23 protein-coding genes are annotated in these 23,311 nt (G+C 43.0%); 8 read left to right on the top strand and 15 right to left on the bottom strand.

Annotated elements, in window-relative coordinates:
* Nucleotides 1–292 precede the first annotated feature (292 nt).
* From ACOOEY_RS05825 to ACOOEY_RS05840, 4 genes are read right to left on the bottom strand one after another with little or no spacing between them, the layout of a single operon-like run.
* Nucleotides 293–658, bottom strand: a complete 366-nt coding sequence (locus ACOOEY_RS05825) for a hypothetical protein (RefSeq protein ID WP_420387737.1) — start codon at nt 656–658, stop codon at nt 293–295.
* Nucleotides 659–688: 30 nt separating this feature from the next.
* Entirely contained in the window at nt 689–1,600 is a 912-nt protein-coding gene (locus tag ACOOEY_RS05830; protein ID WP_420387738.1) for a TIGR01777 family oxidoreductase, read from the bottom strand.
* Complete coding sequence (locus tag ACOOEY_RS05835) at nt 1,597–2,001, bottom strand: hypothetical protein (protein ID WP_420387739.1); 405 nt, start codon at nt 1,999–2,001, stop codon at nt 1,597–1,599. The genes ACOOEY_RS05830 and ACOOEY_RS05835 overlap by 4 nt, the downstream gene beginning before the upstream one ends.
* A 45-nt stretch (nt 2,002–2,046) precedes the next feature.
* Nucleotides 2,047–2,547: a GbsR/MarR family transcriptional regulator gene (locus tag ACOOEY_RS05840; RefSeq protein WP_420387740.1), complete on the bottom strand. Its 501-nt coding sequence runs from the start codon at nt 2,545–2,547 to the stop codon at nt 2,047–2,049.
* 83 nt (nt 2,548–2,630) lie between these two features.
* Here ACOOEY_RS05840 and ACOOEY_RS05845 point away from each other — a divergent pair, with 83 nt between their 5' ends.
* Nucleotides 2,631–3,389, top strand: a complete 759-nt coding sequence (locus tag ACOOEY_RS05845; protein ID WP_420387741.1) for a DUF5995 family protein — start codon at nt 2,631–2,633, stop codon at nt 3,387–3,389.
* Here the strand turns inward: ACOOEY_RS05845 and ACOOEY_RS05850 are convergent.
* The 3 genes from ACOOEY_RS05850 to ACOOEY_RS05860 all read right to left on the bottom strand — a co-directional run bounded on the left by ACOOEY_RS05850 (nt 3,386) and on the right by ACOOEY_RS05860 (nt 5,063).
* A complete protein-coding gene (locus ACOOEY_RS05850; protein ID WP_420387742.1) occupies nt 3,386–3,907 on the bottom strand; it encodes a DUF1684 domain-containing protein in 522 nt (173 codons plus the stop codon). The two genes, ACOOEY_RS05845 and ACOOEY_RS05850, sit on opposite strands and share 4 nt — an antisense overlap.
* A gap of 84 nt (nt 3,908–3,991) precedes the next feature.
* Nucleotides 3,992–4,510, bottom strand: a complete 519-nt coding sequence (locus ACOOEY_RS05855; protein WP_420387743.1) for a DUF4199 domain-containing protein — start codon at nt 4,508–4,510, stop codon at nt 3,992–3,994.
* 130 nt (nt 4,511–4,640) lie between these two features.
* On the bottom strand, nt 4,641–5,063 hold the full coding sequence (locus ACOOEY_RS05860; protein ID WP_420387744.1) for a response regulator transcription factor: 423 nt from the start codon (nt 5,061–5,063) through the stop codon (nt 4,641–4,643).
* Nucleotides 5,064–5,162: 99 nt separating this feature from the next.
* Here ACOOEY_RS05860 and ACOOEY_RS05865 point away from each other — a divergent pair, with 99 nt between their 5' ends.
* On the top strand, nt 5,163–6,569 hold the full coding sequence (locus tag ACOOEY_RS05865; RefSeq protein WP_420387745.1) for an amidohydrolase family protein: 1,407 nt from the start codon (nt 5,163–5,165) through the stop codon (nt 6,567–6,569).
* A gap of 113 nt (nt 6,570–6,682) precedes the next feature.
* Here the strand turns inward: ACOOEY_RS05865 and ACOOEY_RS05870 are convergent, their stop codons facing one another.
* From ACOOEY_RS05870 to ACOOEY_RS05880, 3 genes are all read right to left on the bottom strand, one after another.
* Entirely contained in the window at nt 6,683–7,930 is a 1,248-nt protein-coding gene (locus ACOOEY_RS05870; protein WP_420387746.1) for an RNA polymerase sigma factor, read from the bottom strand.
* A gap of 63 nt (nt 7,931–7,993) precedes the next feature.
* The gene (locus tag ACOOEY_RS05875; RefSeq protein ID WP_420387747.1) at nt 7,994–8,338 is read right to left on the bottom strand and encodes a YciI family protein; all 345 of its coding nucleotides are present in this window, start codon (nt 8,336–8,338) and stop codon (nt 7,994–7,996) included.
* 138 nt (nt 8,339–8,476) lie between these two features.
* On the bottom strand, nt 8,477–9,952 hold the full coding sequence (locus tag ACOOEY_RS05880) for a PLP-dependent aminotransferase family protein (protein WP_420387748.1): 1,476 nt from the start codon (nt 9,950–9,952) through the stop codon (nt 8,477–8,479).
* Nucleotides 9,953–10,033: 81 nt separating this feature from the next.
* Here ACOOEY_RS05880 and ACOOEY_RS05885 point away from each other — a divergent pair, with 81 nt between their 5' ends.
* Both ACOOEY_RS05885 and ACOOEY_RS05890 read left to right on the top strand, forming a co-directional pair.
* Nucleotides 10,034–10,708, top strand: coding sequence for a pyridoxamine 5'-phosphate oxidase family protein (locus ACOOEY_RS05885; RefSeq protein ID WP_420387749.1), 675 nt, complete (start codon nt 10,034–10,036; stop codon nt 10,706–10,708).
* A 206-nt stretch (nt 10,709–10,914) separates the two neighbouring features.
* Nucleotides 10,915–12,342 (top strand): serine hydrolase, encoded by a 1,428-nt coding sequence (locus tag ACOOEY_RS05890; protein WP_420387750.1) that lies wholly within the window; start codon nt 10,915–10,917, stop codon nt 12,340–12,342.
* A gap of 218 nt (nt 12,343–12,560) precedes the next feature.
* Here ACOOEY_RS05890 and ACOOEY_RS05895 read toward each other — a convergent pair whose 3' ends face one another.
* The 3 genes from ACOOEY_RS05895 to ACOOEY_RS05905 all read right to left on the bottom strand — a co-directional run bounded on the left by ACOOEY_RS05895 (nt 12,561) and on the right by ACOOEY_RS05905 (nt 19,397).
* Nucleotides 12,561–15,941 carry a methylmalonyl-CoA mutase family protein gene (locus ACOOEY_RS05895; RefSeq protein ID WP_420387751.1) on the bottom strand — a complete coding sequence of 1,127 codons (3,381 nt, stop codon included), beginning with the start codon at nt 15,939–15,941 and terminating at the stop codon, nt 12,561–12,563.
* A 103-nt stretch (nt 15,942–16,044) separates the two neighbouring features.
* A complete protein-coding gene (locus ACOOEY_RS05900; protein ID WP_420387752.1) occupies nt 16,045–18,228 on the bottom strand; it encodes a patatin-like phospholipase family protein in 2,184 nt (727 codons plus the stop codon).
* Nucleotides 18,225–19,397 (bottom strand): THUMP domain-containing class I SAM-dependent RNA methyltransferase, encoded by a 1,173-nt coding sequence (locus ACOOEY_RS05905; RefSeq protein ID WP_420387753.1) that lies wholly within the window; start codon nt 19,395–19,397, stop codon nt 18,225–18,227. The genes ACOOEY_RS05900 and ACOOEY_RS05905 overlap by 4 nt, the downstream gene beginning before the upstream one ends.
* 263 nt (nt 19,398–19,660) lie before the next feature.
* Between ACOOEY_RS05905 and ACOOEY_RS05910 the strand changes: the two genes are divergently transcribed.
* The 4 genes from ACOOEY_RS05910 to ACOOEY_RS05925 all read left to right on the top strand — a co-directional run bounded on the left by ACOOEY_RS05910 (nt 19,661) and on the right by ACOOEY_RS05925 (nt 22,248).
* Nucleotides 19,661–19,963, top strand: a complete 303-nt coding sequence (locus tag ACOOEY_RS05910) for a GIY-YIG nuclease family protein (RefSeq protein WP_420387754.1) — start codon at nt 19,661–19,663, stop codon at nt 19,961–19,963.
* 434 nt (nt 19,964–20,397) lie between these two features.
* Nucleotides 20,398–20,706, top strand: coding sequence for a GIY-YIG nuclease family protein (locus ACOOEY_RS05915; protein ID WP_420387755.1), 309 nt, complete (start codon nt 20,398–20,400; stop codon nt 20,704–20,706).
* A 791-nt stretch (nt 20,707–21,497) separates the two neighbouring features.
* Nucleotides 21,498–22,001, top strand: a complete 504-nt coding sequence (locus ACOOEY_RS05920) for a DUF4494 domain-containing protein (RefSeq protein WP_420387756.1) — start codon at nt 21,498–21,500, stop codon at nt 21,999–22,001.
* Entirely contained in the window at nt 21,985–22,248 is a 264-nt protein-coding gene (locus ACOOEY_RS05925; protein ID WP_420387757.1) for a hypothetical protein, read from the top strand. The genes ACOOEY_RS05920 and ACOOEY_RS05925 overlap by 17 nt, the downstream gene beginning before the upstream one ends.
* Here the strand turns inward: ACOOEY_RS05925 and ACOOEY_RS05930 are convergent.
* Both ACOOEY_RS05930 and ACOOEY_RS05935 read right to left on the bottom strand, forming a co-directional pair.
* Nucleotides 22,245–22,610, bottom strand: coding sequence for a hypothetical protein (locus tag ACOOEY_RS05930; RefSeq protein ID WP_420387758.1), 366 nt, complete (start codon nt 22,608–22,610; stop codon nt 22,245–22,247). The two genes, ACOOEY_RS05925 and ACOOEY_RS05930, sit on opposite strands and share 4 nt — an antisense overlap.
* A gap of 4 nt (nt 22,611–22,614) precedes the next feature.
* Nucleotides 22,615–23,175 carry an RNA polymerase sigma factor gene (locus ACOOEY_RS05935; RefSeq protein ID WP_420387759.1) on the bottom strand — a complete coding sequence of 187 codons (561 nt, stop codon included), beginning with the start codon at nt 23,173–23,175 and terminating at the stop codon, nt 22,615–22,617.
* Nucleotides 23,176–23,311 lie beyond the last annotated feature (136 nt).

The raw sequence follows: 23,311 nt of genomic DNA on the forward strand, positions 1-23,311 counted from the left end.
AATCTCATCAATTGAAAAAACAGGACTATCACCAAGCTTGTACTAAAAGGAAGAGCAATCCAAAACACCTTTTCTTTCAATTTTTGATGAGAACAAAAAAGCAGAATAGATAATACTATCCAGATTAGAATGCCGAAAATCCAAAAATAGGGATTAAGAGTAATGACCGCAGTGACAATTGAAAGGCCTCTGCCGATTATAAAGCACATATCCTTTTCTTTTCTCCTTGCAGTCATAGTCTGATTACTTATAGCAGGCCACCTAGGTCGATTCGACCAGGTGGCCATTTAATTTAGGCATGGTTGAACCTATTTACTCTTCCTGATTTTCTTATTTGAAAGAATACATAAAGGTTAAGAAAGTGCATTCCTCCTAAGATCAGCGTGATAATACCTACCCTCTTGGAAACTCTGATGAAGAGATCGGCCAGTGTATCAACTGAACCGATGGCATCGAGGGAAGAAACTGCAAAACCAAGGTTTATCAGGTAAAAGCCCACTACTAAAAGCCTGTTCACGCTATTGGCGAACTCCTGATTCCCTGAGAAAATATCAACCAGAAATACTTTTCCATTTTTGAACAAAGTAGAGGCCACCCAAATAGTCAGGCCAATAGTCAGTACTAAGTACAGAACATAAGATGTGATTGCATAAGTCATAATTGTAATGTTTAAATGGACGATTAATTACTAATTCATTACTAAGTCTTTGATGGCTCCTTCAACCTCAGGAAATTGAAAAGTATAGCCTTGTTTTTGGAGTCTGTCGGGAATAACATATCGACCATAGAGTGCTAACTCCGGGTCAGTATTGAAAATATACTTTGCTCCCAACCTGGTCATCCAACCTGAAGCTGGCAATCCAAAGGGGATTCTTAACCCCTTTCTCAGTACCTTCATGAAATCCTGATTTGACACTGGTTGAGGTGCTGTCAAATTATAGACACCATTGTATAGAGGCTCTGTCAATGCCCTGAAAACGCTCTCATTAAAGTCGGTCTGATGAATCCAACTCATTCCCTGTTGTCCATGGCCTACCTTACCTCCCAATCCCAATTTCGCCAGCCTGGATAGGCTTTGAAGCGCTCCGCCACCTCGACCAATTACAAAGCCCGTTCTTAGAACCACCGGCCTGATACCAGGAATGATTGCTTTTTCAAACGACTCTTCCCAAGCCTTACCAACTTCTGGTGCTAATCCATAACCTGTAGGTGAATCTTCATTACAAAACCTGAATGGAGGATCTCCATAAATATGAGCGGTAGACATTTGAACCCAGACTTTGGGAACGACTTTCAATCCATTGATGGCACTGGATATTGTCCTTACAGACTCAACCCTCGACCTCAAAATCAGATCGCGGTTTTCAGGGGTCTTCTGACAATCAACACTTCGACCAGCGAGATTGACAATTGCATAGGCTCCCTCCAAATACTGTCTCCACTCACCAATACTATAGCCATTCCATAAAAGCTGTTGATGTATAGTTTTCACATGATGACGGGCAACCAAGATTATCTCAAAACCTCTGTCTGATAAATAGTCAGCAAGAGAAAGTCCCAAAAAACCGGTGCCACCGAAAATCACTACTGTCCTTTTCATAGTGCAGAGTATTTAGAAACCTCTCCTTTTCTTTCTCTGTAGGATTTTTGAATCAGACAGTACTGATAAAGGGCAATTGACCAAGGGGCAACCAGGAGGTAAATCCAGTAAAAATCCTCATGAATTTCCTCGAACCTTGTAGCCACATAAAGAATAAGGAAATACCCCAAAGTGAGATACCAGTAGACTCTAATACCTGACTTGATACTATTACTCCTTATCCTCATTGAGGTGAGGAAATGCAGGCCTACAAACAGTTGTATTAAACCCAAAGGCATCAGAATTAAGACTACGGACTTCAAAATACCTGAATCCTCTTCCCAGAGACTAAATATGATTAACAGCCCCAGAGAAAATGCAGCTATATGCATCAGTGTGTTATAAAGTTTATAATTTCCCATACTTATTTTATTTTCAATAATTTGTGAAAATTCAAATCAAATTTTTTACCTCATCATTTTCATTAGAACCTGGAAAAACCAATTCTTATCTGAGCGAATAAACTTATCAAGTGCTCCATCAACCTGTTTGGTAAAACCGGACAAATCACCAGTCACTTTTTTGAAGTGCTCTACCTGCGGAGTATTACCCTCTATTTCCTGCACTTCATTAAGCACACGCATAACAGGTTCAATTTCCCTCCTTCGCCTCTCCCTGGACACTTGTCTCGCTAGTTCAAGAATATCTTTTCCCGTTGTAAAATACTCCTTCCTCTCCCCTGGCTTCAACACCTTCTGAACAATACCCCAATCGATTAAAGACCGAATATTCATGTTGGCATTTCCTCTGGAAATCTTCAGCTCTTCCATAATATCTTCCGTGGTCAAAGCCTCTTCCGTGATTAGTAAAAGAGCGTGAATCTGCCCCATAGCCTTGTTAATCCCCCAGGCTGAACCAAGAGTACCCCAGGCTTGAATAAACTGTTCTTTGGCTTTGTCGTATTGCATGATGCTAAGGTAAATGAATATTCTTAATTTTCAATATTTTCTGAAAGTTTAATTAAACAATATTTTAAGATTGCCTATTTTCAATGATGCATGCACAAAATATAGACGAAGTCATTGAGCACCTGGATGGTATTATTGCTGAATGCCTCTCTGAAAATTCTAAACTCGCCTTCTTCCCTATTCTTTACCGAAAGGTAACAATAGCCGTCAAGTCGGGAATAGAGCAAAAAGAGTTTGAAGACAATGCCAGAATGGAACATCTTGATGTTGTCTTCGCTAATCGTTATCTGGAAGCATATAGTCAATTCAAATCAGGCACAAAACCTACTGATTCCTGGATCAAGGCCTTCGATGAAGCATATGCCTTTTGGCCTATCGTTTTGCAGCATCTACTCTGCGGCATCAATGCTCATATTAACCTCGATTTAGGTATAGCCGCTGCCGAGATAGCCGGCCCTGAGATAGAAACCTTAAAGAATGATTTCAATCAGATCAACGCTTTGCTTTCCTCCATGGTAGAAGACGTGCAGCAGGAGATTGGACGCATTTCACCCATAGTAGGCGTACTAGATACCCTGGCAGGCAAATTAGATGAGCGCCTCGTTGACTTCTCCATTCAAATTGCCCGCGATGGCGCATGGGAATTTGCTAAAGCGTATCATCAGGCTTCAACTTCAGAAAGAGTAAAGCTGATAGCCGATCGTGATCACTCCATAGCATGGCTTGGAAAAGACATTATGAAACCAGGTTGGCTACTGAGAGTCATTGCTGGATTTATCAAAATATTTGAAAGAAAAAGCGTTCGGAAAATCGCACTGGCATTAGAAGGCAAATCACCTTAATACCCCTTTATTCCTGCCTCCACTTTTATGGGAAGATAATTAGCCTCAGGAACTTTCGGACATTCATACCTATCGCTATAGGCACAGTATGGATTATAGAGTTTGTTGAAATCGACAATCCACTCTGTACCTTCAGGTATACCTTCGTAATGCATATACCTTCCCGCACCATAGGTTTCATTACCCGTTGTCTCGTCTACCAAAGGCAGGAATACATAGGTTGGTTCACCAGGCAACCTGAATCGCTTTTGCTGCACATAAGCTTCCAGTGTATGTTCATTACCATCTATCTGAAAATGTAGAATGCCAATACGCTTGTAAACTTTAGACGTGCCTTTACTGGTCTCAAGTAAAAAAGGTTTGGAATCAGGAGTTGGTTCGAAGCGGGCCTTTACTCTGTACTTTTCCTGTACTGGATAAAACTCATGGCCGGTAAAACCAGCCCTGTCCTGAGCCGAAAGCGGTGACTTGTCAGGGTCCAGATACTCATGATTGAGCTCTTCCTGCCAGGCTTTCATTTCTTGTAAATAATTACCGTCCTGAATTCCGAAAGAACTCAGGATGGTAAGACATGATATAATGAGAATAATTCGGCCCAAGGGCTACGCTGTTTTTAATGTTCCTTTACGATGCAAAATAAGACCTCCAACGATAGTAATTACAAAGCCGATCAAAAAGACTGTTAAAAACATCAATAATGACTGACCAAATGTGGTTGCAAATATGCCATGTTCATCCATATATGCCCGGAAACGGGCTTCGAAACCCGGATCAGTGACAGCAATCTGTTCGCTGTATGCAAAGTAATTGCGCATAAAGTCAGGATCAATCCACAGGACATAGATTGCATTGTACAGTCCGAAGGCCAGGCCACCAATGCTGGAAATGCCCAACCCGATTTTGAAGGCTTCCCCGAAAGAAAGTACTCCCTCTTGCTCCTTTCTGTAATTGATCTGAGCTACTACAATAAGTGACATGGCTACCAGTATTGAGGTGTAACCGATAATTTCTCCGGTGGAATAACCATCGGGTCCGGACCCGACCAATGACACAGACACGAAGCCCAAGCCTACCATCAGCACTGCACCAATTAATCCGAATTTGATAATGAGTTTTTTCATTGACATAAAGTTTATACCTCCAAAACAGCCTGTTTAGATGCAATCAGCGCTCATACTTTAGTATGAAATTACTAAATCTCCATCATGCGGATAAGAATCAAATATCGGTAGGTTGAAAAACTGATGAGCTTTAAGAGATGATCCTCAACTCTTTGGCCCGTGTTACCGCCTGAGTTCTTCGTTTCACATCGAGCTTTACAAACAGGTTAGAGACATGAGTCTTGATGGTATTTTCTGACAAGAAGAGCCTGTCACCAATTTCTCCATTAGAGTATCCCTCGGCAATAAGTTGCAACACTTCCATTTCTCTCTCGGTCAGGCCCAGGTGTTCTATTTGCTTCTGATCGATTTCAAAATCTGGTCCCACTTCAACCACTTCCACCTTCCTGAACTTTAGCCCGAGATATATGCCCAGACCTATGAAGGCGGCTCCAACTAAACCGAGAATCAGATCCCGGGACATGTCGGGAATAAACAGAGACACCTTACTCAATTGAAACAGAATGAGCAAAGCGGCAATAATTAACCCGAAACGAATAACAATCTTCAGCATGGCTGTGAACCGGAATGGAAACCTGAAAGTAGCAAAACCACTCAAAAAATTCAGACTGACAAGCAATTACAATTCAATTACATTTAAGAAAAAGACCTTATGAAAACCCGATACATCCCCACTTTTCTACTGGCCCTATTTCTTTACTCGTGTACCCCAAAGTCATCATATGACATACTCATTACACATGCAGAGGTTATTGATGTAGAAAGTGGAGAGATACTCACCGATCATATGATTGGGATTAAGGATGGCAAGGTTGCGCTGATTACCGATGACTATTCAGGAAACTACAAGGCGGATGAAATGATAGAAGCAGATGGTCAATATGTAATTCCCGGACTTTGGGATATGCATATTCATTTCAGAGGTGGAGAAGAATTAATAGAAGAAAATAAGAACCTCATTCCATTGTTTACCGCCAATGGTATCACCGGTGTTAGAGAAGCCGGAGGCGATATGACTTCAACCATATTTGAGTGGAGAGAGACAATAGAGCAAGGTCAAATGGTGGGCCCGCATATATTTACCTCCGGACCCAAACTGGATGGACCCGGTGGCACCTGGGCAGGTTCAATCCCGGTCAATACGCAGGAAGAAGCAGTTAAGGCTGTCGACTCATTGATCAACATGAATGTAGATTTCATCAAACTTTATGACAGCCGAATTTCAAGAGATGCATACATATGGATATTGGAAGAAGCTAAAAGAAGAGGAATAAAGACCTCGGGCCATATGCCCTTTAGTGTAATGCTGAATGAAGCAGTTGAAGCAGGCTTAGGTTCTGTTGAGCATTTATATTATGTACTCAAAGGCACTTCTGAGGAAGAAGAAGCTGTAACAGCCGATGTTATCAGTGGACAGGCTAATTTCTGGGGTTCAATGGACCGGCTCATGGCCACGACTACAGAAGCCAACGAAACAGCCACCTTCAACCTTTTAAAGGATAATGACACTTATGTAACCCCCACCCTTTTTATCGGCAATACACTCACTTACCTAAAGCAGGTAGATCATAGTAATGATGAATATCTCAACTATGTGGGAGATGGCATTATTGATACTTATCAAGGCAGAATAAGAAGTGCCATGAGAGCCTCAGAAGACTACACCAATATGCGTATCAACCTGAATAATACCTTCGTCAATTTGGTGCCCAAGCTACATAAGGCAGGTGTGAAACTCCTGGCCGGTTCTGATTGTGGTGCTTCTAACAGCTATGTTTATCCTGGCACATCCTTGCATGGTGAATTGCAAGCGATGGTAGATGCAGGGTTACCCCCAATAGCAGCCCTCAAAGCCGCTACCATTAATGGGGCTGAATTTCTGGAAGTAGATGACCAGTATGGTAGTCTGAAAACTGGAAAGATGGCAGATCTGCTTATTCTAAACGGGAACCCCTTAGAAGACATTCGTAATACCAGAGAAATTGGAATGATGGTATTGAAAGGGAAGGTATATACCAAGGCCGAAATGGATGCCATGCTGGAGAGTGTGAGGAAGTAGCCCTTAATCTTATTTAGTTTAACATCCATAGAGATCCCCGCCTACGCGGGAATGACGTCATCTTCATTTGCAGTGAGGGTCTGGGAGAAGCCGATTCACAATAGACCAGAAGATCACTTCCCTATCCAGCTTTGAAGTTTCTTCTCCAGGAATCTCCTTTCAGCGATGTTCAAGGCCTGACCAATAGCCTTCTGCAGATAAAGTCGTGCAGCTGACCAATTTTCGGTTTGAGCAAATAAATCGGCCTTTAGCGCCAGAAAAGATTGATTCCCCTGAATCTGATCCTCCAGTTTCTCCATTTCCTTTAGAGCTATTTCCGCCCCTTTCACCTTGCTTAAAACCAAGATACGACTCATTTGTACTACTGGTACTGGCTTCAGTTTGATGAGCGTATCGTAGAGTCCGAGGATAGCTTTCCAGTTGATCTTTTCATAAGATGCTGCTGTAGAGTAATAGCATGAAATAGCAGCTTCTATCTGATAGACAGAAGTACCTTCAAACTTTGATGACTCTTGCAGGAATTGCCATCCCCATTGAATATGCGCCTCATCATATTGAGATCGATCCTGATGCTCAAGAGTCAGTAGGTTACCGTCCTTATCTACTCTGGCAGGGAAACGGGCAGCCTTGAAGAGCATCATAGAAATAAGCGCCTTTAATTCTCCTTTATCACAGTTGGGTTCATTGGTCAACAGAAAGGCCAGTCGCAGAGCTTCTTCACAAAGGTCCTGCTTCATGAGTTGACTTCCCTCGGTCGCTTTGTAGCCTTCATTGAACAAAAGGTAAATTACCTGCAAAACGGCTTCGAGTCTTTCTTCCAAATCAACACCCTCCGGAACCTTCAGTTCTCCCACTTGCTCCTTGAATTTGACCTTGGCCCGGGTGATCGCTCTTTTGGTTGCTTCTTCCTGCTTGAGTAGAGCCCTGGCAATTTCTTTGACCGACAAACCGCATAGCAACTTTAGACTCAGCATTAATTGCTCTGTTGGTTTCATGGTGGGATGACAGCAGGCGAAAATCATACGCAACTGATCATCGACAACCACCTTTTCTTCAGGCATAACCACATCATCTTCTGCGGCAGGGTCATGAAGTACATGTTGCTCGTAAGAAACCGATCGGTTCTCCTTTCGCAAATAATCTATGAGTTGATTATTCACCACTCTATACAGCCAGGCCGAGGGATTATCCGGCATGGGTTGAAAAGACCATTGTTTGGCTGCCTTGTAAAGAGACTCCTGCACAGCGTCTTCAATCGTATCGATCAGATGGGTCGAATACTTGTTAGTGAATAGGGAAACCAGTTTTCCGTATTCATGTCTAAAAAGGTGATCTAGCTTTTGACTGACTGTGGAGGACATAAGTATAAGAAGGTGCTAATGCCTGAAGGAATAACGATGGCACTAACACCTCCTAATAAAGAACTACATATTTTGAATTTCCCTGATCTCGATATGCCCGTCTTCAGCATCGAGAATCGGACAACCTTTGGACATTTCAGTAGCTTCTTCCAGAGAAGAGGCATTGACCATAAGATAACCGCCAACAATCTCAGCACCCTCAGCAAAAGGCCCGTCCGTAACCACTGAACCACCTTTTGAGACTTGCTTACCTTCTGCTTTCAGGGGCAGACCATCAATCAGCTGACCTTTTTCAGCCAACCCTTGCATCCAGACTCCCCACTCAGCCATGTGAGCCTGAACTTCTTCAGGAGACATGGTAGCCATTCGGGCATCGCCTCCTCTAAACAGATATAAATACTTTTGCATTGCTTAAAAATTATGAGTTAAAATACGTTTTAAAAATCGCGATTCGGTGGTTTGACGAATACGTTGACCTTTCGGGACAGAATCTAGAAAAAATATTTCTAATCCTTCAGATTCTCTCTTAACAGAAACTTCGGTAGATCAATTGGAGTACTTACTCATTACTTCTTTAAGAATGGATATAATCTTTATTTGTTCTTCCGGACTGCTGGAAGCAAAGCCCATTCTAATTCCATTATCGGCTGTGTTGTTGTAGTTATAGTTCTTATAATTTGGCATAAGGAGTCCATGATTCAAACATTCTTTAGCCACTTTGAGCCAGTCCAGGCCTTGCTTCAGCTTTACCCATACAGCCAGTCCACCTTCAGGGACTTCAAAGCTCAGGAATGAGCTTAACTCTTTACTTAGAAGCCCACAGAAATGATCACGTCTCTCTCTATAAATTTTGAGCGCTTTTTTGGTGTGTCTTTGAAAGTCTCCCTGGCGAATCATTAAGGCGATGGCCCTTTCCAGAATAGCATCACCCTGGCGATCGATTGTTCTTCGTAGGTGTCCGGCTTCTTCAATAAAGTCTTTGGGAGCTACCAAATACCCTACGCGATAAGCAGGAGCTACTATTTTGCAGATGGCCCCCATATAAATCACCTGGCCGGTATGGTCGGCACTGGCTAAAGGAAGAAGAGGTGCATTTCGATAATGAAAATCGTAGTCATAATCATCTTCCAGAATGGCAAAACCGTACTTCTCAGCTAACTGTAAAAGCTCAATTCTTCTGTCAGCACTCAGGGTCACTGTTGTTGGATGGTGATGGTGTGAGGTGACAAAAACAGCCCTCACCTGCTCTTTTTTACAAAGTTGTGTGAGTGCAGAAGTATCTATTCCTTTTTCATCTACGGGTATCGTACGGATAGTAGCACCTGCGTCCTGCATGGTAAGGTTAGAAGCGATATAATTGGTTTCTCCGACTACAGCTAACTCCCCTTGCCTGAAGAGTAACTGAGAAGAGAGGTACATCCCCATCTGACTTCCACGGGTGATCATAATATTGGCTTTTTCCACCTTCATTCCTCTCGTCTCCTGAAGGTAAGTGGCCAGTGTTTCTCTCAACATATCATCACCATACACTGAGCCATAGGTCAATAGCTTCTGATTGTAAGACCTGGCCACAATACTTTTATAATGCCTGATAATATCATCTACCGGAGCAATCCTCACATCGGGTATACCTTCATCTAGGGTCAGCCCATCCGGTATAAGGGACAAAATGCGATGAAGTGGTAACTTCTGATGAAATCGAAAGCCGGCCTGGTCTAATTGACCAATTTCTAACCCATCACCTATTTCCCTCGGGCTTACAGTAGGCAGCTGTTCACTGACATAAGTACCTTGAGACGGTCTAACTTCAATCCAGCCCTGACTCAAAAGCTCATCGTAAGCTGCAACTGCCGTCTTTCGGTGAACACCAAAAAGTTCACCCAGGGCTCTGGTACCCGGCAGACGGCTGCCACCTGCCAGTTGACCATTCTTAATCAATTGTATAATACCGTTGCTGATCTGGAGATAGACAGCCAGCTCCTGACTGCGATTGATAGGAATGAGATTTTGTAAAGGGATCATAACCGGACTATCTGAATATTACAAACTGGATGACTATTGTAGTCCGTCAAAAATAGAAATTTGGTCTAACAATTACAGGTCATGTCAGAATTCATAAAAAAACCACTGAACAAAGTTGTCAGAGGATCGAAGCGAGCCCAATACGACAAAGAACTCATTTACAGCATACTGGATTCCCATTTCATCTGCCACGTGCCATATCTGTTTGAGGGGACAGCTATTGTTATTCCCACGGCCTATGGAAGAAAGGAAGACTCCATACTCATTCATGGTTCATTAAAGAACCGGATGATGTTATCTCTTCTGGAGCAGGAGACCGTCAGTCTTAATGTCACTCATCTTGATGGTATAGTGCTGGCCAGATCCATTTTTCATCACTCGGTAAATTATCGGTCAGTCAATGTTTTCGGAAAGGCCAGGGTCATCTCTGACGATTGGGAGAAAATGGAGGCGTTGAAAATCATTACTGATAGTGTTATAGCTAATCGCTGGGAAGAAGCCAGGATACCCAACCAGAAGGAGCTGGACAGCACATTGGTAATGGCCATCGATATTGAAGATGCCTCCGCCAAGGTAAGAGAGGTAGAGGCAGCCGATGAAGTTGCTGATCAGGGACTTGACATTTGGGCCGGTGTTCTCGAATTGAATGTACAGCCCGGAAGATTAGTCACCAATAGCGACTGCAAAGAAGGTATACCCGAACCGCAGTCTGCTCTCAATTTCAAGTTTTCCAACAATTCTGTTAAGCAGCCATGAAACTAAAGAGTTGGATACTTAAGTACATCTCCAGACTAAAGCCTCTGGCTGAGGCTTTAGTCATGGGCTTGACGAAGTAGCTCCTGCTCGAATCATGTCCTGAATAAGATTATCTGTTAGACAAAATCTCTCACTCAGAAATATTCCATTGAATTGTAACTGTTGTCTGTTCCATGAGTATCCCCAACAACTCAAACAAAGACAACATGAATAACAAACATTCTTTTATAGCCCTGGCTATACTATGCTTAATCTCAATTATCAACCCTTTAAATGCTCAAAAACCAACTGACGAGGTAGATCAGTACCTGCAGCAGGTCATTAAAGAGAACAATGTACCCGGCCTGGCTGTGGCAGTTCTCGACCAGGACGAAGTTATCTATGAAGGCTATTTTGGTCTGGCCTCTCTGGAGTATCAGGTCCCCGTTAATGAATCAACTTTATTCAGGCTATACAGCTCTACTAAAATGATTATCAATACGGCTGTTTTCAAACTGGTTGATGAAAACAGGTTAGATATCTCCCAACCTATTTCTCAATACCTGGACGAACTTCCCAGGCAATGGCAACCGGTAAAAGTAATTGACCTTTTGGCGCATGCTTCCGGAATTCCCAACTTCATCAGTCTGCCAGCTGAATGGTCTGATCAGCAGGTACTGGATAGCCTTAGCCAAATGCCAATGGTTTTTCCTACTGGTCACTATCACGATTACAATCAAACAAACTACTGGCTGCTGGCTCAAATCATAGAAAAGATTTCTGGTGAAGAATTGGGTGACTATATCACCAACCAGCTTTTTGATGGTAACCCCAGAGGTATAGCCTTTTCTTCCGGCTCAGCAGATGTCATTGCCAACCGAAGTTCAAAGTACACCTACGATCATCAGGCAGGTGGTTACTTGAAGCTCACGGACCTTCATGTATCGAGGGGATTAGCTGGCAATGGCATCAACATCAATATGCCCAAACTGATAGAATGGGCTAAAAAGCTGAGTGTGGACATTTACTTCTCCGAATCAACCAAAGCACTGATGTGGAAACCTTATCACTTTGAGGAAATGCCTGACTACCGGTTCGCAGCTGGATGGAACATCTATACCAGCGGCAAAGGCGCCTCTATAGGCTTCACGGGAGGTGGCGTCAGCGCCATTCGGGTATTCCCCAATCAGAATCTTACCGTTTTGGTCATGTCGAATGGATTCCAGTACAATTCAGTGCACAATGATATTGTCACCAGAGTGGCTGGATTCTTCAATGAAGAGTTGAAAAATGAAGAGCAGATTCTTATGGATGAAACCGTCTCGGAGCTGATACAAGAAAAACCAATAGCCATGGATAAACTCTATGAATCGATCAGCCAAAAGTTATCAAATGACAGAAAGGAAGGTTTCTTCAACAGTTTGGGTTATGTATTAATTGGCTACAGAAAGTACCACTTGGCCAATAGTGTGCTAAAGCTAAATGCAGAAAAATATTCCAAATCTGCCAATACTTACGATAGCCTCGGTGAATCCTTTATTTACCTTGATGATCTTCAAAGCGCTCTGAAAAATTATAGAAAAGTTCTGGAGCTTGATCCTGATAATCGCAATGCCAGGCAAATGATTAGTAAAATTCAGGATAGAATGGGTTGATTAAATAAGGAGGCTGTTGTGAACAGCCTCCTTCTCAATAACAAAATCTTGTAGTGACATATGACTTCAAACAAATCGTATCACTATCGTATATTTTCGTATCAAATCGTATCATCAACAACCCTATTCCTTCCTGATAATCAAAAGATTCCCGCCTGAGCTGAAATGGCGATATTAGAAACCATAACTATCCTCCTTCGCTAAAGCTTCGGAGGATACTACATATTCCTACGATACTGACCTCCTACCTCAAACAAGGCAGAGGTAATCTGACCTAATGAGCAATACTTACAGGCCTCCATCAGCTCTTCGAACATATTCTCATTTTGAACTGCAGCATGCTGAACACGTTTCAACATCTCAGTCGCCTTATCTTCATTACCCTTGTGAAGATTACCCAGCATATTGATCTGATATTCCTTTTCTGTTTCTGTTGCCCTGATTACTTCTTTTGGCAGTACGGTTGGAGAACCTTTTGAACTCAGGAAGGTATTCACCCCAATGATTGGAAATTCTCCCGTATGCTTGAGTGTCTCGTAATAGAGAGACTCTTCCTGAATTTTGCTTCGCTGGTACATGGTTTCCATCGCACCGAGGACTCCTCCTCTTTCTGTGATTCTGTCGAACTCAGTGAGTACAGCCTCTTCTACCAGGTCGGTCAACTCTTCAATGATAAATGAGCCCTGCATAGGGTTTTCATTCTTAGCCAATCCAAGTTCTTTATTGATGATTAATTGAATGGCCATAGCTCTACGCACTGACTCTTCTGTAGGCGTTGTGATGGCTTCATCATAAGCATTGGTATGCAGAGAGTTACAGTTATCATAGATAGCATATAGAGCCTGCAAGGTGGTTCTGATATCGTTAAAGTCAATCTCCTGAGCATGCAATGAACGCCCCGAAGTCTGAATGTGATACTTCAACATCTGAGCCCTTGGGTTGGCGCCATATTTCTGCTTCAATGCTTTGGCCCATATTCTTCTGGCCACGCGGCCTATCACTGCATATTCCGGATCAATGCCGTTTGAGAAGAAGAATGAAAGGTTCGGTCCGAAAGCATTGATGTCCATCCCCCTGCTGAGGTAGTATTCCACATAGGTAAACCCATTGGCCAGGGTAAAGGCCAGTTGGGTAATAGGATTGGCTCCTGCCTCTGCAATATGATAACCGGAAATAGAAACAGAATAGAAGTTTCTAACTGCTTTTTGGATGAAATATTCCTGCACATCACCCATCAGACGAAGGGCAAATTCAGTCGAGAAAATACAGGTATTTTGTGCCTGATCCTCCTTGAGAATGTCTGCCTGAACCGTTCCACGAACTACCGAAAGAGTCTTAGCTTTAATCTCCTGATATACATCAGCCGGTAAAACCTGATCTCCCGTTACCCCGAGCAACATCAGACCCAGTCCGTTGTTACCTTCCGGTAAGTCACCCTGATATTCAGGTCTGGCTACACCTTTCTGCTTATATATCTTTTCAATCTTGGCATTGACCTCTTTCTCCAGCCCATTCTCCTTGATATAAACCTCACATTGCTGATCGATGGCGGCATTCATAAAGAAGCCTAACAGCATTGGGGCCGGACCATTAATTGTCATGGACACAGAAGTGGTGGGGTCACATAGGTTGAATCCGGAATAGAGCTTCTTGGCATCATCAAGACAGCAAATACTTACACCGGAGTTACCAATCTTTCCATAGATATCGGGTCGGTAGTCCGGGTCATTACCATAAAGAGTTACGGAATCGAAAGCGGTAGAAAGTCTGGCAGCCGGCATGCCCAAACTCACATAGTGGAATCGTCTGTTGGTTCTTTCAGGCCCACCCTCTCCGGCAAACATACGGGTTGGGTCCTCGCCTTCTCTCTTGAATGGATAGATACCAGCAGTATAAGGGAATTCTCCGGGAACATTTTCCTGCAGCGACCACCTGATCACATCTCCCCAACTCCTGAATTTCGGCAAAGCCACTTTCGGAATCTGAGTATGAGAAAGTGATTCTGTATGGGTCTTTATTTTAATCTCCTTGTCTCTTACTTTAAAGCTGTAGACAGGATCAGCATATTTCTTTTTCTTCTCCTCCCACTGTTCAATAATCTGCCAGTTGTAAGGATCGAGGTCCATTTTCACCTGCTCAAAAGATTCTTGCAGACCTTTAATCAGTCGGTCTCTGTCAGCTACAGAAGAATCCTTCAGGGTGTCGATTGACTTCTGAAGTCCGTAAAGCTTATCAGCCACTTCTGCCTGAGACAAGGCACTCTCGTCATAAGACCTGTTGTTCTCTGCAATCTCTGAGAGATAACGGGTTCGTTTTGGAGGGATAACAAAGATCTTCTCCGACATTTCATTGGTGATCTCAAAAGTGGATTTAAGATCGGCCGATGTTTTCTCTACCACCTTATCCATAATGGTCTTGTAGAGAGAATTCATACCCGGATCATTGAACTGTGAGGCAATAGTTCCAAAGACAGGCATATCATCCATCTTCGCATCCCACAAGCCATGGTTTCTTTGATACTGCTTCTTCACGTCACGCAAAGCATCCAGTGCACCACGTTTATCAAATTTGTTCAGGGCAATGATATCCGCGAAATCCAGCATATCAATTTTCTCCAGCTGTGTAGCAGCTCCATATTCCGGAGTCATTACATAAAGAGAAACATCTGAATGATCCAGAATCTCCGTATCAGACTGACCGATACCAGAAGTTTCCAGAATAATGAGGTCATACTGTGCCGCTTTTAATACCTGCACGGCTTCTCTCACATGCTTGGAAAGTGCCAGGTTAGACTGACGTGTGGCCAAAGACCTCATATAGACTCTTGGGTTATTGATAGAATTCATGCGGATTCTATCCCCCAGCAATGCACCACCTGTTTTTCTTTTGGAAGGGTCTACTGAAATAATACCGATCTTCTTGTCTTCGAAATCGATCAGGAACCTTCTGACCAATTCATCAACCAAAGAAGACTTACCTGCTCCACCAGTTCCTGTAATTCCAAGCACCGGAGTCTTTACCTTGTCTGCTTCCTGATGAACCTTTTCCAGTTCTGACTTAGATTCTTCAGGATAATTTTCAGCAGCAGAAATAAGCCTGGCAATAGACTTCACATCCTTCTCTTTCAGATGCTTCACTTCACCATTCAGGTTCTGACCTGTAGGAAAGTCGCACTGCTGAACCATGTCATTGATCATTCCCTGGAGTCCCATTGAACGACCGTCATCCGGAGAGTAGATTCTGGCAATCCCGTAATCCATCAGTTCCTTGATTTCTTCCGGCAGAATTACTCCACCTCCTCCACCAAAGATTCTGATATGTCCTGCACCTTTTTCATTCAGCAGGTCATACATGTATTTGAAGTATTCATTATGTCCACCCTGATAAGAGGTCATGGCAATAGCCTGCGCATCCTCCTGAATAGCCGTATTCACTACTTCTTCCACACTTCTGTCATGACCCAGGTGAATTACTTCACAACCGGTAGCCTGAATAATTCTGCGCATAATATTGATGGCGGCATCATGCCCGTCAAACAATGAGGCGGCTGTTACTATTCTGACTTTATTTTTCGGTTTATAAGGTGCTACTTCTTGCATAAACTTTCCATTTCTAGGGATGCAAATTTAGCCAAAATGCGTCTTTTTCCTAACGGTTGTTAGGTGGTGATTTTCAGTGATTTCCGGCAAGTGGCTTTTTCACCTATTTCTTTAACCTACCAAGGGCTCTTTGGTTATCGAGGTAGTGGATGGATTCAATAATATTCTGTTTCTCGAACTCGGTAAGCCTCCAACTGAGTGATGCCCGATCATTTTCTCCATAGGTATATTCGAACTCGACTCTTTCCAGGTGATCCTGAAAGATCTCCTTGGTCAACTCATACCATTGATCATTCTTAATCGTCTGCACTTTATCCCAACTCTTGTAAACAGACTGTATAGGAGAGAAAAACCGCTCCATGATGTTTTGAGGCTCAGGGGCGGAAAGCTCCTCTTCCTTAGCCGAATCGCGAATGGTAATGAACGTCACCTTGCTGGTATTCTCTTTAATCCAATCCTGAAAGACATTTAAGAAAGTAAGCGCATCGACAATACCATAGTTATCTGAAATACCTGCATCGGCAATTTGAATAGGCGGTTCAGTAGGTAAGGTTATAGTAGGCACTACATAGGGGAATGTAGCACTCATTCTGAGCGCTGTTAAAAATCTTAAACTGTCGGGTTGGTGGTTCTTTAGCAATGACCTGAAATCTACTCCCTGAACTACCGTATTGTCTTCAATGCCATAATTCAGAAAACTTACCGGGTGCGGAGAGATATACAACTTACGCCCATCATTGGTAATCAGAGGACTAACAAGCAAAGCTGGAATTCTACCACTAAACTCAGGTTCCCGATAGGCAGACAAAGGATGATCCAAAGCTCCATTAAGGTTTTGCGCCAGGTTTTGTTCGAAGGTATAGCCTCGCTCTACCTTGTATCGCTGCCCTGCATATTCAAAGCTTTTAACCTTGATGAGAATATCGTTGATGAGTAGTTTGAAAATCAACGGATTGAGAATCTCATTACCAATCTCCGTTCTGTGGATGCTTCTCCTTGGGTTTTCTGATTTCCAGTACAATTCACGATAAAAGGCAGCACCAATTAGTCCGCCAGAGGCCCCTGTAATCAGGAAGGTATTATTCATCAACCTTCCATTTTGTACGGAGTCAATATGTTGCAGCACATTAGTCGTCCAGAGGGCAGAACGTTGCCCTCCTCCACTCACGGCAATCAGATTCATTACAGGTTTCTCCTCTCCCGTCTGCGCTTTCCAATTTTCGAGCATTTGCAACCAATATTCCTTGGAAACATTTACTGCATTATCATCTGTGAGCGCATGAATACTATTGAGGTTATAGGGAGTGTCATCTACCGAGTAATCCAAGCCATAGGCCGGATATTCATATCCAATATTGAAACCTGAAGAAATCACATTGGCCAGTAAGAGAATCAGAATAGCCGCAGAGACTACCCATGATCTGAGCCAGAAGCTGAGTGCTCCGGAGGCCAATATGACTACAGTAAGGAGAATAACACTGGAAGCTGCCGCGGGTATTTGAAATAATGGAGACTGTTGAAAAAGCCCCAACCCAAAAATGGTAATCAACAGGAAAGACTCTGCTATAATGGCATTGCGCTGGTTCTGCCGAAAGATGCCAAGAATGGCTACTCTATCGTAATACTTCTCATATCTCTTGGTTGAATATGCCCGAAGGTTAAAGGAAATGTAGCTGGTACAGCGCACATTACTCCTTCTCAACTTTCTGAGTTGTCTGAATGCGTTTCTTTTTTGGCTTACTCCCGCTTTAATCTGCTTACGTGCTCTACGTTGCATCACTACTCTGATATCGCGATTCGTCAGCGTAAAGTAGGTAAACAAAAGTGCCAGCATAGCCATAAAGCCAGCCAGCAATCCGGCTAGTGACCCGGTGATTTCAGCAGTACTATAAAGACCATAATCACGCTGAAACTCAATAATTTTCACCATATAGAAGGCCATAAAAGCCAGTGGGATCAGCGCATTGTTGAGACAAAAGTGAGTAAATGGACGAGGTAAGGTTCCCAGAAAAGGAAAGCGGAAGCCATCGAGAATATAGGAGGTGATATTAAAGGCCATGGCAAAACCACCGATGGTTATTCCAACGATGAAAAACCCCCAGAATCCTACGGAATCGAGATAAATTGGATCAAGAAACAGATATGGGATGCCTAGTGCCTTACCGAAACTTCCTCCAACAGTGGAAAACAGGAATAACCAATAGAGTAATAGAAACTGGTTATACTTGACATGCACCAAGAGTAACTTGATGGGAAAACTGTTAAAAAAGGCATTCAGGACTTTCAAGCTTTGGCTTTTTTAGTTCCTCTATACAATTCGTACTTCAGTAATCTACACTCAATTTTAGCATTGTAAAAGGGAATTCTGGCAGAGGTCCTCAAACCTATAGTTTTGGCAAGGTTCATATTACCGGTAAATATAAAGCCCGTATATCCCTGGCATTTATTCTTGAAAAAGTCTCCTATAGCCTGATAGACTTCCTTCAATTGCTCCTCCTCACCCAGTCTTTCTCCATACTCCGGATTGAGCATAATGGTCCCTGCCTCTTCCGGTACTGTAGTTTCTCTGAAGTCTCCCTGTTCAAAAGTAATTAGGTCTTCCACTCCCGCATTTCGGGCATTGTCTCTGGCTGCTTCGAGTGCGTTTCGGTTGAGGTCAGAGGCAATGATCTTCACTCCTGCCGAAGCCTGCTTCACCTGTAACTCAGCCAGCCGAACATAATTAGCCCATGAGTCAGCGTCATAACCTTTGATATGCATAAAGCCGAAGTTATCCCTCAATAAACCCGGAGCTTTATTGATAGCCAACAAAGCTGCTTCAATGGCCAGTGTTCCACTTCCACACATAGGATTCACAAATGGGCTTTGCTTATCCCACTCAGTAGCCAAAATCGTAGAGGCTGCGAGGGCCTCATTCATCGGTGCTTTAAAAGGTTTTTTGCGGTATCCGTGCTTGGAAATAGTCTCCCCTGAAGTGTCGAAATAGATCCTGACCTTTTCTTCTTTCCAATAAATATGAATTACCGTCTTATCCCGGTCAGGGCCTGAGTTAGGGCGACTTCCTGTTTTCTCCAGCATGCGATCGGCAATCGCATCCTTTACCCTCACATTGGCAAAACGGTCATCTCTGATGGTATCATTCTTCACATAAGAGGTAATGCTGAAATAGCCGTCATTATCCAGGTAGTTCTCCCATGGAATGGCCTTGATTCTTTTGTAGAGTTCATCGGCATTATTGGCCTTGAAACGCTGAATCTGGAAAAGGACTCTGCTCGCAGTACGGAGCTGCATATTCAAGCGTAGGCAATCATCCATGTATCCCTCTGTTTCTACTTCTGAAATGGCGGAAGACTTGATATCGAAGCCTAATGCTTCAAGCTCTTGTGCTACCCAGGGACTTTGTTGGGGAAAGCAGGTAACGACAATGGCCGATTTATAGGGAAAGACTGCACTCATCGAAGCGAAATACGGAAGAAATGATGGATTAAAAAATTTTGAAGGTGACACTTCTGTTATTGAACCATCTAGTGTGCCACATGGGTAATTTCCAAAGTCCGCCTGACCCGGAAGTCTGACAGAGAGACCTCGGTAACGTCTTTGCGCGGACGTAGGACGAAGCAATCTCTGAAGCTTGGAGACTGCTTCGTTCCTCGCAGTGACGGAACCAAAACCTCATCGGTAAGCGATACTTGATACAATTCCATATATTTAATATAACCATGTCAAAGGGAGGATTCGTCTATATCATGACCAATAAGTATCACACAACGCTATACGTTGGGGTCACCTCCGATTTGGTTTCAAGAGTCATTCAGCATCGTGAACATCATTCCCCAAAATCATTTACAGCCAGGTACAAGTGTACCAAATTGGTTTACTATAATTCCTTCAATCATATAGAGTCGGCAATAGCAGAAGAGAAAAGACTCAAAGGAGGCTCGAGACAACAAAAACTGGATTTGATCGAGAATCTTAACCCTAATTGGGATGACCTCTTCCTTAATGAGATTCAGTATTGGTAGTTCTTAGAATCTGCTTGACCCGGAAGCCTGGCACAGAGGCATCGGTAACGTCCTTGCGAGGACGCAGGACGAAGCAATCTCAAAACCTTGGGGACTGCTTCGTGCCTCGCAGTGACGAAACCGAAACTTCCTTTATAGAAAATACTCCGTGCAATTCGAGATATCTAGACTATGGGAAGGTTCGAGATAATAAAACCACTATTTAATCTAAAACCTCAACCCTAATTGGGATGATCTCTTCCTTAATGAGATTCAGTATTGGTAGTTCTTAGAGTCTGCTTGACCCGGAAGTCTGGCAGAGAGGCCTCGGTAACGTCTTTGCGAGGACGCAGGACGAAGCAATCTCAAAACCTTGGAGGCTGCTTCGTACCTCGCAGTGACGGAACCAAAACCTCATCGGTAAACGATACTTGGTACAATTCCATATATTTAATATGACCATGCCAAAGGGAGGATTCGTCTATATCATGACCAATAAGTATCACACAACGCTATACGTTGGGGTCACCTCCGATTTGGTCTCAAGAGTCATTCAGCATCGTGAACATCATTTCCCAAAATCATTTACAGCCAGGTACAAGTGTACCAAATTGGTTTACTATAATTCCTTCAATCATATAGAGTCGGCAATAGCAGAAGAGAAAAGACTCAAAGGAGGTTCGAGACAACAAAAACTGGATTTGATCGAGAATCTTAACCCTAATTGGGATGACCTCTTCCTTAATGAAATTCAGTATTGGTAGTTCTTAGAATCTGCTTGACCCGGAAGCCTGGCACAGAGGCATCGGTAACGTCTTTGCGAGGACGTAGGACGAAGCAATCTCAAAACCTTGGGACTGCTTCGTGCCTCGCAGTGACGAAACCGAAACTTCCTTTGTAGAAAATATTCGGTGCAATTCGAGATATCTAGTCTATGGGAAGGTTCGAGATAATAAAACCACTATTTAATCTAAAACCTCAACCCTAATTGGGATGATCTCTTCTTTAATGCGATTCAGTATTGGTAGTTGTCGGAACCCGCTTGGACCAGAAGTCTAGCAGAGAGGTATCGGTAACGTCCTTGCGAGGACGCAGGACGAAGCAATCTCAAAACCTTGGAGGCTGCTTCGTACCTCGCAGTGACGAAACCGAAACTTCTTTTATGGAAAGTACTCGGTGCAATTCGAGATACCTAGTCTAAGGAATGGTTCGAGATAACAAAACCACTATTTAATCTAAAACCTCGACCCTAATTGGGATGATCTTTTCTTTAATGCGATTCAGTATTGGTGATTCTAAGAATCCGCCTGAACCGGGAGTCTGGCAGAGAGGTCTCGGTTACGTCTTTGCGAGGACGTAGGACGAAGCAATCTCTGAAGCTTGGAGGCTGCTTCGTACTTCGCAGTGCCGAAACCCAGACCTATTTCTATCAAAGTTAAATCCGCTTTCTAGCCACCTTTTTCAGAATAACAAAGAAACTCGCTTTACAGCTGACGAAAACGTTTCATTTTCATGCTTTCCCTCTTAACTTCGCAGTCCATTTAAAATACATCGAATGAAAACCTGGTTTACCTGTAAAGTAAAATATCAAAAAGAAGACGAACACGGCCGACTCAAAAATGTAACTGAAGCTTACCTGGCCGATGCGCTTTCTTTTACCGAAGCAGAGGCAAGAATCTATGAAGAGATGGGACAACGTGTGATGGGGGAATTTGCCGTAACCAGTATTGCCAAAAGTAAAATCATAGATGTATTTGAATACAAAGATGCCGACCAGTTCTACCAGGCTAAAGTCACCTACATGGTTGCTGATGCCGATAGTGGCAAAGAAAAGAAAGTAACTAATATCATGCTGGTTACTGCCATGGATGTAAAAATGGCTTTCGAACGTATTCATGAAAGCCTGAACAACATGCTGGTCACCTTTGTAGTGCCGGAAGTAAAAGAATCTCCGATTCTCGAAGTATTCCATCACTACAAAGAGGGAGAACGCTTACCGGAAGGAAATTTCAGACCTTTGGCTGAAGTAGAACAAGAAGAAGATGACGAAGCAGTTTGATCAAATTAGTCCGACCGTATTCGATTGCCTGGCCGCCAAACTGAAAGGCCAGGGCATTGAAATGACTGGCCATTCAGGGTATCTTAGTAAAAACGGTATTTCACTGGACTATGCTTTCAGTCCGGAAAACCAGACTCTGACTATCGAGAACCTTGAAGTGGGCTTTCCTGCCAGCATGATTGGCATGAACACTGACAAGGTTATCGATATTCTGGAAAAAGCCATCTCAGACTGCCAGGGCAACTAATCCTTATTCACAATTAATTTTTCCAGGTTAGCCAACCTCTGCTGTAACTCTAGCAGACTGGTTGTTCTTAGCCGCAAAAACCTACCTATTGTAGCCAAAATAGCCATTAATAGACTAATCGAACCCAGAATAATCAGAAAGGGTATAGTAGTACTGATTACGTTCTCGAATCGCATCATTCCGTTATTATATAACCTCAGGGTCCTGCTGAAGTCCATCCAAGTATAAACACCGAAGGTTATCAGCACCAGCAACGTAACACCCCATGCCACGGCACTAACGGTCTTTAAAAATTTATCCTTTTGTTTCTCCTTATTGATCATGTTCCAAACCTGATCATTCATTTCGTCTGTCTTATTCATAGCATTAAACTTTATGTTTTATCAATTCTTTAATTTTCACTTTGGCGTTGAATAGTCTCGACTTTACGGTTCCCAGAGAAACACCCAAAATCAAAGCTATTTCTTCATAATCCATACCCTCATAAAAGTTGAGTACAACCACTTCTCTCAATCGAGCGGAAAGTTCTTCCAGTACCTTGCCCAACACAGGTCCAGGAGGTACCTCAAAATCATCTAAGTCCGTAACAGGGTCTGCCATCTCATCACTCCAGGCATCGTAGAGCTCGGCTTGTCTTTTAGAACTTCGGAAGTGGTCTATAGCCGTATTCCGGGTAATTTGAAAGAGCCATGTCCTGAAACGTCCCGGGTCATCCAAAGAAGAGATGCGTTTGTAAACCGAAAGCCACACCTCCTGATTAAGGTCCCTGGCCAAATCGTTCTTCAAAAGTCCTGTCAATAATCGAAAAGTACGTTGACTAAACGATTTGTAGAGTTCTGCAAAAGCCTCATTATCTCCCAATTGACTTCTCAGGACAAGGAAATGTGCCTTTAGTCTTTCTTCATCTTGAGATAATCGGGATGACATTAATTCTTCTATTCAAAATTTGACCTAGTGACGTCAGATGATTACTAAGGTTCAGTTTTTCGAAGAAAATTGAACGATTAATCACCTGAATCTAAAGGGAATACTTCCATCTGGTAGCTTTAATATATAGTTTTAA

Source organism: Roseivirga sp., assembly GCF_965216855.1.
In the GTDB taxonomy this organism is placed as follows: domain Bacteria; phylum Bacteroidota; class Bacteroidia; order Cytophagales; family Cyclobacteriaceae; genus Roseivirga.